Below are 13,117 nucleotides of genomic sequence, written 5' to 3'. Positions count from 1 at the left end.
GTTTTTAGATGCTAACCAGGCATAAATAGTCTTGTTAAGTGACGTTAAAAAGCGAGTCAGACACGTATAGCAATCAGAACAACTAATAAAGGAAGTCGCTCATGGATCCGCTAGCTAACCATTATCTTGCTCACATTACAGAACTGAACCGTCGTGTGGCGGACATAGTTACCCGAGAAAATTTATCTGGCCTGGTGATCCATGCGGGCCAACCTCATCGTCAATTTTTAGACGATATGGATTACCCTTTTAAAGTTAATCCGCACTTTAAGGCTTGGTTACCTATTCTGGATAACCCTCACTCCTGGTTGATCGTCAATGGCCGGGATAAGCCGCAATTGATCTTCTTTCGTCCGGTAGACTTCTGGCATAAGGTTGCCGATGTCCCCGACGCATTCTGGAGTGAGCATGTGGAGATCAAACTGCTGACTAAGGCCGATAAGGTTGCCGAGTTACTACCGAAAGATATCGCCAACTGGGCCTATATCGGCGAGCACTTAGATGTAGCCGATGTGCTCGGATTTAAGACTCGAAACCCAGATGCCGTGATGAGTTACCTTCATTACCATAGAGCGACCAAGACCGAATATGAGCTCGAGTGTATGCGCCGCGCTAACGAGATAGCGGTGCGCGGTCATGTCGCGGCTAAAAATGCCTTCTATAATGGCGGCAGCGAGTTTGAGATCCAGCAGGAATATCTGTCTGCTTCTTGTCAGGGCGAAAATGAGGTTCCCTACGGGAATATTATAGCGCTTAACCGCAATGCGTCGATTCTGCATTACACCAAGCTTGAACATGCCAGTCCTCACCCGAGAAAATCTTTTCTTATCGATGCTGGGGCAAATTTTTCGGGTTATGCCGCGGATATTACCCGTACCTATGCCTTCGAGAAAAATATCTTCAGTGAGTTGATCGAGGCGATGAATAAGGCGCAGCTCGAGCTGGTCGATATGATGCGGCCGGGAGTCAAGTATCTTGATTTGCATATTGAGACCCATAAGAAAATTGCGCGGATCATGTTAGATTTCAATATGGCCAGAGGAGATGTCGAGGGCTTAGTCGAGCAGGGCATCACCAGCGTCTTCTTCCCCCATGGACTCGGTCATATGTTAGGGCTGCAAGTCCACGACTTGGGTGGCTATCTTCATGATGAACGCGGCACTCATATTGCCGCACCCGATGCGCATCCCTTCCTGCGCTGCACCCGTACCTTAGCTGTGAACCAAGTGCTGACCATAGAGCCGGGGATCTACATTATCGACTCGCTACTTGATGGCTTGAAACAAGATAAACGTCAGGCGCAGATCAACTGGGACACCATAGATGAGTTACGTCCATTCGGCGGCATTCGTATCGAAGATAATGTCATTGTTCATGCCGATAGAAATGAGAATATGACTCGCGATTGCGGCTTAGGCTAATAGATCTGCTGCGCATCTCTATGTGAGCCACTGCGTGGCGTTTTTTGGGGATCACAGCTAAGCATTTCTATGTGGGCACGGGGTGGTGTTTTTTGGGGATCACAGCTAAGCATTTCTATGTGGGCACGGGGTGGTGGTTTTTTGGGGATCACAGCTAAGCATTTCTATGTGGGCACGGCGTGGACCTGCAATTTGAATTTGTTGGCTTAATAGGTAAGCTATTATTGATGTTTATTTTATGATTGAAGGTGCTCGTATTGATTGATAGTTATCCGATCCCATCTGTCGACTTAATCGTAGCAGAGGAGATAAAGCATAGCCGCTTTATCTCTTTTCTTTTTCACTGCCAGTCTGGCGAAGACATGAAGTGTGCACTTACTAACATTAAGGGCGAGTATCCTGGGGCTAGTCATTATTGCTATGCGTTCGTGAATGCTGCACCGGGTAACAGCATGGCTATCGGTTCCAGTGATGATGGAGAGCCAGCCGGAAGCGCCGGGCGTCCCATGCTAGCCACGTTACAGGGCTCTGGTGTGGGTGAGATAGGTGCCATAGTGGTGCGTTACTTCGGCGGTACTAAGCTCGGAGTGGGTGGTTTAGTCAGGGCCTATAGCTCGGGTATCAGACAAGGCCTGACTCAGTTACAAACTGAGCTTAAACAGATCCGTCATCCTGGTTTATTGGAATGTGATTATGGCCAACTTCAAGATGTGGAGTATCTGCTTAAGCAGTGTGACGGCCTGATATCGGACAGAGACTTTACCGATAGGGTGCTGGTGACCTTCGAGCTTCCTAAGCGGTATCGAGACAAACTCAATACTGATTTGGCCACCATGAGTCAGGGAAAGCTCAAAGCGAATTTTGAGCTCTGAGCCGAGAGCCTTGTTGATGATTGAGCAAGATTATTTGTTCCTGTGCTGAGTTATCGAAATGTGCGAAAATGACAAAATGTGCGTTTTTCTTCGCTCTCATCTTATGGGGAGTGAGTTTCGCTAATGAATAATAGATAGGCCTAGATGCAATATAGAACGATAATAAGAATAACAGGTTTGCTCGTGGGCTTGTTTTCCCTGTCTCTGCTTCCTCCGGCCCTGGTGGCGGTGATCTATAAGGATGGGGGCGGTACTGCCTTCATTCAGGCATTTGTATTGAGTCTATTTCTCGGTTTCATGCTCTGGTATCCCAATCGCAGCCACAAGAAAGATCTTCGCACCCGTGAAGGTTTCCTCTTAGTGGTACTTTTTTGGGCCGTGTTGGGTTCTATCGGTGCTGTGCCTTTTATCTTTTCTAGTCAGCCTGACCTATCCATTACTGACAGCTTCTTCGAGTCTTTCTCGGCCCTAACCACCACAGGTGCCACTGTGATTGTTGGCTTAGACTCTCTACCCAAGGCCATACTCTTTTACCGACATCTGCTGCAATGGCTGGGTGGTATGGGGATCATTGTCTTGGCCGTAGCCATTCTGCCGGTACTTGGTATCGGGGGAATGCAGCTCTATCGCGCCGAGATGCCCGGGCCGGTGAAAGACAGTAAGATGACCCCCAGGATAGCTGAGACGGCTAAGGCTTTATGGTATATATATTTCTTACTGACTGTCGCCTGTGCCTTCGCATACTGGGTGGCCGGAATGAATGTCTTCGATGCTATCTGCCACTCTTTCTCGACTATCGCTATCGGTGGTTTCTCAACCTATGATGCCAGTATCGGCCATTTCGAGAGCACGGCAATCAACATGGTCTGTGTGGTCTTTCTGTTGATCGCAGCGCTTAACTTCAGCCTGCACTTTGCCGCCTTCACTCGTCGAGGTATTAACCTTAGGGTCTACTTCAAGGACGCCGAGTTTAAGGTGCTTATTATCGTGCAACTTGCGTTGACCGCGATCTGCTTCGCGACTCTCTATCACTCGGGGATCTATGATTCTGCGGAAGAGACCTTCGATTACGCCCTATTTCAGGCGGTGTCAATTTCGACAACGGCAGGATTCGGCACCGAGAGCTTCCACATGTGGCCGCTATTCCTGCCTATGTTACTCATCTTCTCCAGCTTTATTGGTGGCTGTGGTGGATCGACTGCCGGCGGTATCAAGGTGATGCGGATGATCTTGTTACTTAAGCAGGGCTCCCGTGAGCTAAAGCGTCTGGTACACCCTAGGGGCATGTTCTCGATACGGATCGGCAATAAAGTCTTACCCGATCGCGTCATCGATGCGGTATGGGGTTTTTTCTCGGCTTACGCCCTGGTTTTTGTTATCTGCATGCTGGCATTAATGGCGATGGGGATGGATAATATCACCGCCTTTAGCGCTACCGCAGCATGCCTGAATAACCTAGGTCCGGGCTTAGGTGAAGTGGCAAGTAACTATGCCAGCATCAATGATGGTTCTAAGTGGGTACTCTTGTTAGCCATGCTGTTTGGTCGACTCGAAGTGTTCACGCTGCTGGTGCTGTTCACGCCTACTTTTTGGCGAAATTAGAGCTTTACCTTATAGCATTATTGGCTACATTTTTATTTAATTAATATAGACTTATGGTCCATGAGTGGCCACTGGTATGTCTACCTTTATTATTCAGGAAATCTGATGAGCAATACGTTAATTATCTACTCAACTGTCGATGGCCAAACAAAAGCAATCTGTGAGCTTGTGCAGGGGATCAGTGAAGGTGCGGGTGATAGTGTGACTTTGGCTTCACTGGAAGAAGCTCAAGGTTTAAACCTGTCTTACTTCGATAAGATCTTGATAGGTGCCAGTATCCGTTACGGTAAGCACAGACCGGAACTGTATCAGTATATCAACCGTCACCAAGCCGTACTCAATGCCAAGAAAAATGCCTTCTTCAGCGTGAATGTGGTTGCCAGAAAGCCGGAGAAGAATACCCCAGAAACCAATCCTTATATGAAGAAGTTTCTATCGCTTTCATTATGGAAACCCCAGCAGCTAGGCGTCTTCGCCGGTAAGATCGATTACCCTAAATATCGATTCTTCGATAAGGCCATGATACGTTTTATCATGTGGATGACCAAGGGACCTACTGATACCAAGGGGACTTATGAGTTTACTGATTGGCAGCAAGTGGAAGAGTTCGGCCAAGCTTTTATTGACAGATAAGGTTAGCGGTTAACAATAAACAGTAGATGACCAAGGGGCGTCAATAGATACCAAGGGCACCTATGAGTGCAAACGAAAATGCCAGTCGAGAGACTGGCATTTTACGTCATAAGCCGACTTAAGCCTGTTCCACCTGACGACTGGGTAGCCACAACTGGACTATCAAGCCAGACACGAACATGGCAATGCCAACAAACCAAAATGGCATTAACAAGTCCTGTGACCACTGGGCCATTATGCCCATAACAAGCGCACCGATGGCATAGCCTGAATCCCGCCAAAAACGATAAATACCCACCAGACTCGCCCGATATTGAGGTGGGGAAAAGTCACCTACCGATGCGCCTAGATTCGGATAAAGCATGGCCATGCCAATGCCGATAAACGCCGCCTCGAGACTCCATAGGCTGATGCCTTGGGTGAAAGGAATGGCGATAATGCCGATGCCGCAAAACCACATGCCCCAGACGATCAGACCCTTGCGTCCAATTTTGTCTGATAATGGCCCTGTGATTAGCTGGGCCGCGCCCCAAACGAGACCGTAAATCGCTATGATAGCGCCCGACTCAATCAGGGTTATCCCTTGGGACATAAAATAAATGGGCAGGAAAATCCACACGATAGCATCGGTAAATTTCTCAACCAAGCCTGCCTGATTCAGCGCAAACAAAGGCTTACTCTCGATGGAAGCCAACTTGAATAATTGACCCAGAGACTTAGTCTCCTCGGTCTTATCAGCGACTCGTGCATTTTGTTGATGTAATTTTGCCCAGGGGAGTGTTTCAACAATCGTCAGCCTGGCCAGAACGAGTCCCAATACGATCACGGTTAAACTGAAATAAAACAGTCCTTCCCTAGGGCCAAACAAGGTCACAATATACGCTGTCACTAATCCTGCAATGCCGACGGCGGCATAACCGGCGAACTCATTCACGCCGTTTACCAGACCTTTTTGGGTGCTTTTTGCCAAGTCTAACTTACTATTAAGTGCCATAGACCAACAGAGTCCCTGGTTAAAACCCAGTAACACCGTGGTAAAAATAATCCAGTTCCAGTTGGGGGCATATAATAGGATGAAAGGGATAGGCAATGCGACTAGCCAGCCCAGGATAAGTATTTTTTTACGACCGTAGGTTTCACTGAGTTTTCCGGCGAACAGGTTCATCACCGCCTTCACGATCCCAAATACCACGACGAAAGAGGCGAGTAAAAAGAATGCCTCGTCTGCCAAACCAAACTCTGACTCAGCCAAACCCGGAATGACAACGCGTGTCATGCCTATGGTTAGGCCCACCAAGAATATCTGTACCAGATTCAGGCTGAACTGTCTTATGTTGGCTTGTATGCCGTGCTCTATAGAAACAGCCTGCTGAGGTTCAAAATGCCCATCGGTGTTTGTTTGACCTAAACTTTGTGGCATGAATTTCTCCAAATGAATAATAGTGTTTGCATAATACCAAACAATATTCTAACATTCAATCAATCAATTGAATGTTTAAAGGTCTGTCTTTATGTTTATGCTACAAAGAGAAATCCCCAGCGATCCTTCTTCTATTTCATATTTATTGGGTTGTGCGAGTCAGGGCAAGGCTATTGCCGTCGATGTACATCTTGATGATATTGAATGGTATATTGCTCAAGCGAAGGAAAAAGAGGTCAATATTCATTATGTGATAGACACCCATGTCCATGCGGACCATTATTCTGGTGGTAAGGCTCTTGCGGCGCTAACGGGCGCCCAATACATGCTGCACGAGTCATCTGAGACCCATTTTGAATTTGTTGCCCTAGCAGACCAACAAATTATCAAGGCTGGTAATGTCGAGGTGAAAGTGTTGCATACACCGGGACACACATTAGATTCGATATGTCTATTAGTGACCGATAGATCCCGTGGTCCGCATCCGTGGTTTTTACTGTCCCAACATACACTTTTTGTCGGCAGTGTTGGTCGACCGGATCTACGCGGTCAAGAGCTAGCAATGGCGGGCCGTCTTTATGACACGATTCATGATAAATTGTTGACGCTGGACAGCCATATCGAAATTCACCCAGGCGCGAAAGCGGGCAGTGCGTGTGGTGCTGGCATTTCAGCTAAACCAGTCTCTACCATAGGATATGAAAAACTCAATAATCCGATATTAAGTTTGTCTAAAGCAGATTTTATTACTGAAGTCATAGCGACTCTACCGCCTCATCCGGAAGATATGACTAAGATTGTAGAGGCTAATATGGTCGGTTAATTTAGATGTTCTGAGTGTCAGCCTCATCGTCGATATTATTTTTGTGGTTATTAGGCTCACATCTCAGAAAATCGATTGTATCTGCAACAGGAATTACTTAACATTCAATTATTATATTGAATATGACTATGAGTATATTTTGAGCGTTATTAAAAAACAATTGTTTGAACAACTTGCCTTGATTGCTCACAGTCTAGGGTCGCCTCAGCGGGTCGAGATGCTTGATTATCTGGCGCAGGCCGAATCTAATGTCGAAGAGTTGAGCCTGTTAGTGGGGCTGACGCTGGCCAATACTTCCAGGCACTTGCATATTCTGAAACAAAATGGCCTGGTGCTGGTGAGGAAAGACGGCAAGAGACGCCTGTATAGGTTAGCCGGTGATGATGTGATTATCTTGATGAGCAGCCTGCGGAAAACGGCCGAGACGCACCTAGCCGAGGTGGATCGTTTAATGCTGCAAATCACCGCTAATACACCCAAAGAACAGACCATATCCAGCAAAGAACTCGTCAGTAAATTTGATGACCAAAAATTATTAATTCTAGATGTGCGCCCCCAAAGGGAATTCTTGCAAGGCCATATCAGAGGGGCAATTAACGTTCAGCCGGAAGAAATTGAGAAGCAGATCCAGGATTTAGCCACCGACAAGATAGTCATTGCTTACTGTCGTGGCCCTTATTGTCTATATTCCTATAAAATGCTTGAATCATTGCGAGAAAAAGGCATCGAGGCGTTCAGGCTAGAAGAAGGATTTCCTGAATGGAAAGCCGCAGGATTACCCTATGTGTGATCTATTTGATTAGTTTGGCTAACTCATTCTGCTGGCCTTCGAATGAAGGCTGATTATATTTTCTGGTTTAGCTTCTGGCTGATTTGGTATTGGGAGGTGTTTTTAGAGGCATACCTTCATGGTTATCTATAGCCTGCAGCGGACTTACGTGCAAATACTTCTACGAGACGCCGCGAGTACTCTGACCTCCATGGACGGAGGAAATGCCAAATTTTGTATGGAACAAAATTGGCCCTGTAAGCTCTGCCAAATCAAACAACGTCCATGTTTAACGGCCAGTTCGGCAAAATATGTCCATATACAAAGGCCAGTTCAGCATCCATGCTTCTCGTTCATAGGCTCGTGGCTATGCCATATTCACCCAGCCTCTCGTTCGGAGAGTATAACTTCGTGATACCTCACCCTGTTTTGGAAGCTCGCAGCCGCATCTACACCTGCTGATTTACAAGATAAGTTGTCTCTTCGATTGAGGTTTTGTGGGCAACTCTAAGCTTGAGTTTGTAACTCATTTTTGCCCTATTCCTCGTTAATACAATTACTCAGTCATTTTTCGTTATCAGAATTCCGCCATAAGAAATCTATCGCTAGAAGCAGTAAATAGCAGGTAACTACAGCTATTTAGCATCGTTTGGAGAATGGATTACTCGATCTCAGCAATCTGTTCCCACCAAGTTCAAGTGCCAAAAATAATATGGGTGTCCACTTATCCATCCACTTACCCAGGCTCATAACCTCACCATATTGATATTTTAATTTAAAATAAATTAATACCTTACAGGCCATTGGGCGATCATAATGTCAGAATAGATATGTGGTGAAATGGCCTGATTTTATGCTAAGTGGCTCGATAAATTTATATGAGATTATCAGTAAAATTGACACATATAGTAAGCCGGTTTACTATATGTGTCATTCATTAACAGGGATTGTACATGATTATCGAAGAAAGCATTGAGGTGAACTCGACTCCACAGCACATATTCTCACTTTATAAAGACGTCGAAAATTGGAATGTGTGGGACAAAGAGGTCAAAAAATCTAGTTTAAATGGTACATTTATAGAGGGAAGTATTGGTAGCCTAACTCCATCAAAAGGCCCGAAATCTAAAATCTTGCTATCAGAAGTAGAAGAAAATAAATCCTTTACTGTCGAGAGTAAATTACCACTTTGTGTTATGTATTTTGAGCATGATTTAATGCCTAAAGGTAATATTGTCTTAGTTACACATAGGGTTAAATTCAAAGGTCCACTTAGTTTTATTTTTGCCCATTTAATAGGTAAGCCGATTAAGCGAGGTTTTCCAATTACACTCAAGGGTCTGAAATATTTAGCGGAGAAATAAGTTATGTTCAAAGCAGATAACCCTACTGCTAGTATCGGATTGCAATTTTGGAATTTATACACCAAATGGAATTATGAAATCACACTAAACCTGAAGCCTTTAGGGTTAACTCATACACAGTTTGTTATTCTAGCAACCACTCTTTGGTGTGAAAAAGAACAAACTAGTCCCTCTCAAACTAAAATATCAGCCTTAACAAGTCTTGATAAGATGACCATTTCTAAGGCATTGAAAAATCTAGTTGAAAAAAACTTGGTAGTAAAAAATAAAGCACCAAATGATTCACGTAGCTTTGTTTTAAATTTGTCTGAAACAGGCCAAAGCTTAACTCTGCAAGCAATCAGTGTTGTTGAAGAGATAGATGACAAAATTTTCGGATCATTAGGATCTGCAAAGAAAGATAAATTCTTATCTTTGATTTTGGAACTTAAAAGCTTAGAAACATAAATTGGCCGCAGTGGGAACTACGGTTTTAAACAAGCTCCGTGTTTAACTGCCAGTTCGCAAATATGTCGCCAGTTTAGCCAATTATTTCCATATAAAAGGCCTGTTCAGCTTCCAGGCTTCTCGCTCATAGGCTTATGGCTATGCTTCTTGTTCGAAGAGCCTCACCCTGAAACTTAAGCTCGCAGCCGCATCTATACTGGCTGATTTATAAAAATAGCGTTTCTTAGATTTAAGTGATGTTAGTTAGCTAATACGGAAATGACACCAAATTATAAACGCAGCTAGCTTGTACTCTGACTCCGATCTATCCGAAAATAATTATGCACAAAACTGCTTATGCATGATCGAGATGATTGCAGTGACCTGCTCATTCTTGAGTGAGTAATAGACCACTTGCGAACTCTTACGTGTAGATACTAGATCTTGAGTTCTTAAGACGGCAAGGTGCTGAGACAGGGCTGATTGGCTCAGCGGGACTGTCGCATTGAGTTGAGTCACACTCAACTCATTATCCAGTAGTAGGCACAAGATCATCAATCGATTCGGATTGGCAATCGCTTTTAACCACTTAGCCGCATTCTCAGCGTTGGTCACCATGGCATTTACATCGATATTGTTTTGCATACCTGTACTCACTTCACTCTTGGATTAGTTTATTCTAATTGAGCCGTTTAGCTAAGACAATGATACTAACTTGGCTACAGATCTCAATTTTGACTTCTATTTATATGAGCTAGCGCTAATTTGTGATCAATTCTTGTGTTTATAAAATGACTTGCTGCAACAATAAGCTCTGAAAATAGTTTTCAATTGGACATATCGATGAAGTCAGTACTGGTACTTTACTATTCCAGAGGTGGTCATACCGCCAGGATCAGCCGCGCCGTCGCCGAACAAATTGAAAGCGGCGGCAACCGATGCACTGTAATGCACATCAGTGAAGCGACGAAAAGCGGCCTGAATTGGTCGCAATATGATTGTGTCGCCTTAGGCGCCTGCGTGCTCTACGGCAGCTATGATAAATCGGTATTCGCCTTTGCCACTGAACATCAAGTAGCCTTAGATAGCCTTCCCAATAGCTTCTATAGCGTCAACGTCGTTGCGCGTAAACCCGAGAAGCGCATCCCGGAGAATAACAAGTATCTGCAGAAGTTCATCGAGCTTTCTCCCTGGAAACCTAAGGACGTCAAAGTGATCGCCGGTAAGGTAGATTACCCCTCATGGCGTTGGTGGGACAGACTCGCTATTCAGATGATCATGAAGATGACAGATGGCCCAACAGACCCTAAGTCGGTGATCGACTACACCGATTGGGATGACGTTAAAGTTTATGCCGATCACTTGGTTAGTCTGGCAAACTAACGTTTAGCTTGGCTTTATTGAGAGTGGGCCTTCAAATGAAGGCCGATTACATTTTCTATGTTGGCTTCATTTGCTAATAGGTAGTTACTTTTCGTCATTCCGGCAGGTATTTTGAGCCGGAATCCAGTGACCTTTGCTGTTGGAATATGTCATTGAAGGTCACTCCTTCGTGGTTATCTATCGCCTGTCCGGCGGGGATTGTGCACTCTTTATTTTGAGAAGGTTCTGCGAGGCGCCGGTTCTTGATTTCATAAGAGTCTTCCCTGTGGGCTCTGCGATTTCCAACAACGTCCATGTTTAAAGGCCAGTTCGGCAAATATGTCCATATACAACTGCCAGTTCAGCCAATTATGTCCCTATAAAAAGGCCAGTTCAGCATCCATGCTTCTCGTTCATAGGCTCATGGCTATGCCATATTCACCCTATCCCTCGCTCAAACAACCAAGACAAACAACCAAGACACCCAGGATTGTCAGATTAAGATCCTTTGACTACGCTTAAGTCAGAGTTGTTGAGGAGGGTTTGTTATGCCAACACCAAGAAAATAATTAGTCAGTTTGGAACTTTTTATTTAACAAGATGATTATTCTACCACTGCGTATCTGGTTGTGTTAGAAAGGTTTTTTTGTGTTTAAAGTCGACTATTGGAACTTGCAGCTGTATTTGCCATTGATATTTGTGCTTACGTCCTCTTAATTCACAAAAATGGGAGTCACCATTTACATCTCGTATTACGTATTGATGTGGAGTATGCCCTGCTTGATGAAGCGGCTGTACAGGCCTGTATGGCCTATGTAGACCACTGTTTATTATAGATAGGGCAATCCGCGCTAAGATGGCGGTTACACCAGAAACCTCAGATTTCACTAGCATCAAACTGCGTATTAAGGCTGCGCTTAACGGTGAGCAGCCCAATACACTATTGCCTTTTGTTGGTAACGAACATAAAGCAATGCCTAAGGGACTCATGTTCAATGCTAAAGATTACCTGCAACTTGTTGATGATACAGGGCGCATCGTTAGAGCTGGCAAGCGAGGCTCTATGAGTCAAGAGTCGGCCAAGATATTAAATAGACTTAATATTCCACCAGAAAACTGGATAAAACTGACCTCAGAATTTACTAAGATTTTCAAAGGTCCCGTAGGTAACACCCAAGAGTTAACAGCGTATTGTGAACACCTTGACCGTAAGCGCCGACAAGGAGCCGCCAACTGTCATCGATGGCTAGATGGCACTTAGTTAAGACCCAGAGATATCCATTTCAAATTATTATATTCAAGCATAACCAAATGGCTGCTTGGTTATTTTTATGTCTGATTTTCAAGTGAATAGTCGAAATTGTACTCATGACAGAATTATTGAGTATTGTATGGCGTGGCAGGAGGGTGGATTTATACAGCAATGAATTTCTCTGGCAATCTGGTTCTAGCTGGCACAGGCCATCTAACAGAGAATAATATTGGGTGTCTTAGTTATTTGGGGTTTAAATTTTTTCTTGGTTTATGTGGCTATAGATATTATGCTACTGTCAAAATAATGGATTTATTCAGTGTAGTGATATGGATGTTAAAGGAATTAATAAAATGTCAAATTTAGTCAGAGTGATTGTACTCAATTTTCTTATAATTACTATTTCCGGCTGTGCTTCTGACACGATAATGCCTTATGTGGAAAATGCTAAAAAAAGCTATCAAGACCGTACGGATTTCTACTATGGTTTGCCTTGTTGTAGTGAAATTAAGGATTTAGTTGTTACTAATTTCGAGAGCGAGTTAACTTTTACGATGGAAGAGAATAAAAGCTTAATAATGCTTAATGGATCGCAAACAAATTACCTTTTATTTGCGTTACCAGAAGAAAAAGGCCTTTATTATTATAACGTTAACAGTTTTGAAGTGGACCATAAATTTTCTTTTATACCAAGGATAAGTTCACTTGATACAGACTTCAATGTAATAAATAGTACCGACCCGAGATTTATCGGATATCGATATGAAAATTTGGTTTGGGATGATACTCATTTTTGGTTATATTTTAAAATTGACACTAGAAAAAACAAAGCAAAGTACTTAATTATTCATCAACAAGAGCATGTAGGCACTAAATTTAAGGCTATATCCAAGATAAGTTATTATGTTGATTCGGTCGTGACTAATGGCATTCCAATCAGCTACGGTGGAACTAGAGCAGCAATTAGTTTGTCTACATTGGTATCACCTTCAGGGGTGTTAAGGCTTAGGAAATTAAATTTTTGGGATAGGCCAATATATGAGAATGTTGTATTCCCGCTTTAGCTTTAATTGTCGTTTTACAAGTGATTTTTGAGCCTATGAATTTCATCTTGGAAGGATTGGTGTGGCTGGGTTTAATATTTTATTGGTTTTTGTGGCTATAGATATTAGT

At 43.8% G+C, this 13,117-nt stretch carries 13 protein-coding genes and 1 pseudogene; 11 read left to right on the top strand and 3 right to left on the bottom strand.

The features are described 5' to 3' along the window. Positions 1-101: 101 nt before the first annotated feature. The 4 genes from pepQ to hemG (HRU42_RS04480) all read left to right on the top strand — a co-directional run bounded on the left by pepQ (position 102) and on the right by hemG (HRU42_RS04480) (position 4,528). Positions 102-1,421: a Xaa-Pro dipeptidase gene (gene pepQ, locus HRU42_RS04495; RefSeq protein ID WP_295029147.1), complete on the top strand. Its 1,320-nt coding sequence runs from the start codon at positions 102-104 to the stop codon at positions 1,419-1,421. Positions 1,422-1,678: 257 nt separating this feature from the next. Then, on the top strand, positions 1,679-2,293 hold the full coding sequence (locus tag HRU42_RS04490; protein ID WP_295029146.1) for a YigZ family protein: 615 nt from the start codon (positions 1,679-1,681) through the stop codon (positions 2,291-2,293). Positions 2,294-2,437: 144 nt separating this feature from the next. Beyond that, the gene (locus tag HRU42_RS04485; RefSeq protein WP_295029145.1) at positions 2,438-3,895 is read left to right on the top strand and encodes a TrkH family potassium uptake protein; all 1,458 of its coding nucleotides are present in this window, start codon (positions 2,438-2,440) and stop codon (positions 3,893-3,895) included. Positions 3,896-4,000: 105 nt separating this feature from the next. Then, on the top strand, positions 4,001-4,528 hold the full coding sequence (gene hemG, locus HRU42_RS04480; RefSeq protein ID WP_295029144.1) for a menaquinone-dependent protoporphyrinogen IX dehydrogenase: 528 nt from the start codon (positions 4,001-4,003) through the stop codon (positions 4,526-4,528). A 118-nt stretch (positions 4,529-4,646) separates the two neighbouring features. Here the strand turns inward: hemG (HRU42_RS04480) and HRU42_RS04475 are convergent, their stop codons facing one another. After that, positions 4,647-5,948, bottom strand: coding sequence for an MFS transporter (locus HRU42_RS04475; protein ID WP_295029143.1), 1,302 nt, complete (start codon positions 5,946-5,948; stop codon positions 4,647-4,649). A gap of 91 nt (positions 5,949-6,039) precedes the next feature. Here HRU42_RS04475 and HRU42_RS04470 point away from each other — a divergent pair, with 91 nt between their 5' ends. From HRU42_RS04470 to HRU42_RS04455, 4 genes are all read left to right on the top strand, one after another. Further along, entirely contained in the window at positions 6,040-6,771 is a 732-nt protein-coding gene (locus HRU42_RS04470; RefSeq protein ID WP_295029142.1) for an MBL fold metallo-hydrolase, read from the top strand. A gap of 139 nt (positions 6,772-6,910) precedes the next feature. Then, complete coding sequence (locus tag HRU42_RS04465) at positions 6,911-7,561, top strand: metalloregulator ArsR/SmtB family transcription factor (protein WP_295029141.1); 651 nt, start codon at positions 6,911-6,913, stop codon at positions 7,559-7,561. A gap of 932 nt (positions 7,562-8,493) precedes the next feature. Then, entirely contained in the window at positions 8,494-8,904 is a 411-nt protein-coding gene (locus tag HRU42_RS04460; protein WP_295029140.1) for a polyketide cyclase, read from the top strand. Between the two features lie 3 nt (positions 8,905-8,907). Next, complete coding sequence (locus HRU42_RS04455; protein WP_295029139.1) at positions 8,908-9,351, top strand: MarR family winged helix-turn-helix transcriptional regulator; 444 nt, start codon at positions 8,908-8,910, stop codon at positions 9,349-9,351. A 318-nt stretch (positions 9,352-9,669) separates the two neighbouring features. Here HRU42_RS04455 and HRU42_RS04450 read toward each other — a convergent pair whose 3' ends face one another. Next, a complete protein-coding gene (locus HRU42_RS04450; RefSeq protein ID WP_295029138.1) occupies positions 9,670-9,975 on the bottom strand; it encodes a metalloregulator ArsR/SmtB family transcription factor in 306 nt (101 codons plus the stop codon). Positions 9,976-10,173: 198 nt separating this feature from the next. On the opposite strand from HRU42_RS04450, the gene hemG (HRU42_RS04445) reads away from it, so the two are divergent. Beyond that, positions 10,174-10,713 carry a menaquinone-dependent protoporphyrinogen IX dehydrogenase gene (gene hemG / locus HRU42_RS04445; protein ID WP_295029137.1) on the top strand — a complete coding sequence of 180 codons (540 nt, stop codon included), beginning with the start codon at positions 10,174-10,176 and terminating at the stop codon, positions 10,711-10,713. A gap of 94 nt (positions 10,714-10,807) precedes the next feature. Here hemG (HRU42_RS04445) and HRU42_RS04440 read toward each other — a convergent pair whose 3' ends face one another. Continuing rightward, positions 10,808-11,008 (bottom strand): hypothetical protein, encoded by a 201-nt coding sequence (locus tag HRU42_RS04440; protein ID WP_295029136.1) that lies wholly within the window; start codon positions 11,006-11,008, stop codon positions 10,808-10,810. A 274-nt stretch (positions 11,009-11,282) separates the two neighbouring features. Between HRU42_RS04440 and HRU42_RS04435 the strand changes: the two are divergent. Further along, positions 11,283-11,953 (top strand): annotated as a pseudogene (locus HRU42_RS04435) (hypothetical protein). Between the two features lie 344 nt (positions 11,954-12,297). Further along, the gene (locus HRU42_RS04430) at positions 12,298-13,008 is read left to right on the top strand and encodes a hypothetical protein (RefSeq protein WP_295029135.1); all 711 of its coding nucleotides are present in this window, start codon (positions 12,298-12,300) and stop codon (positions 13,006-13,008) included. Positions 13,009-13,117 lie beyond the last annotated feature (109 nt).

The organism is Shewanella sp. (assembly GCF_013214165.1).
GTDB lineage: Bacteria > Pseudomonadota > Gammaproteobacteria > Enterobacterales > Shewanellaceae > Shewanella.
The sequence above is the reverse complement of the archived record's forward strand: the minus strand, read 5'-3'. Positions and strand labels throughout refer to the sequence as shown.

Excerpts from the sequence above, each read along its gene's own strand:
- pepQ (WP_295029147.1), top strand. The coding sequence starts at position 102 with ATGGATCCGCTAGCTAACCATTATCTTGCTCACATTACAGAACTGAAC.
- HRU42_RS04485 (WP_295029145.1), top strand. The coding sequence starts at position 2,438 with ATGCAATATAGAACGATAATAAGAATAACAGGTTTGCTCGTGGGCTTG.
- hemG (WP_295029144.1), top strand. The coding sequence starts at position 4,001 with ATGAGCAATACGTTAATTATCTACTCAACTGTCGATGGCCAAACAAAA.
- HRU42_RS04475 (WP_295029143.1), bottom strand. The coding sequence starts at position 5,948 with ATGCCACAAAGTTTAGGTCAAACAAACACCGATGGGCATTTTGAACCT.
- HRU42_RS04470 (WP_295029142.1), top strand. The coding sequence starts at position 6,040 with ATGTTTATGCTACAAAGAGAAATCCCCAGCGATCCTTCTTCTATTTCA.
- HRU42_RS04460 (WP_295029140.1), top strand. The coding sequence starts at position 8,494 with ATGATTATCGAAGAAAGCATTGAGGTGAACTCGACTCCACAGCACATA.
- HRU42_RS04455 (WP_295029139.1), top strand. The coding sequence starts at position 8,908 with ATGTTCAAAGCAGATAACCCTACTGCTAGTATCGGATTGCAATTTTGG.
- HRU42_RS04450 (WP_295029138.1), bottom strand. The coding sequence starts at position 9,975 with ATGCAAAACAATATCGATGTAAATGCCATGGTGACCAACGCTGAGAAT.
- hemG (WP_295029137.1), top strand. The coding sequence starts at position 10,174 with ATGAAGTCAGTACTGGTACTTTACTATTCCAGAGGTGGTCATACCGCC.
- HRU42_RS04440 (WP_295029136.1), bottom strand. The coding sequence starts at position 11,008 with ATGGACGTTGTTGGAAATCGCAGAGCCCACAGGGAAGACTCTTATGAA.
- HRU42_RS04430 (WP_295029135.1), top strand. The coding sequence starts at position 12,298 with ATGTCAAATTTAGTCAGAGTGATTGTACTCAATTTTCTTATAATTACT.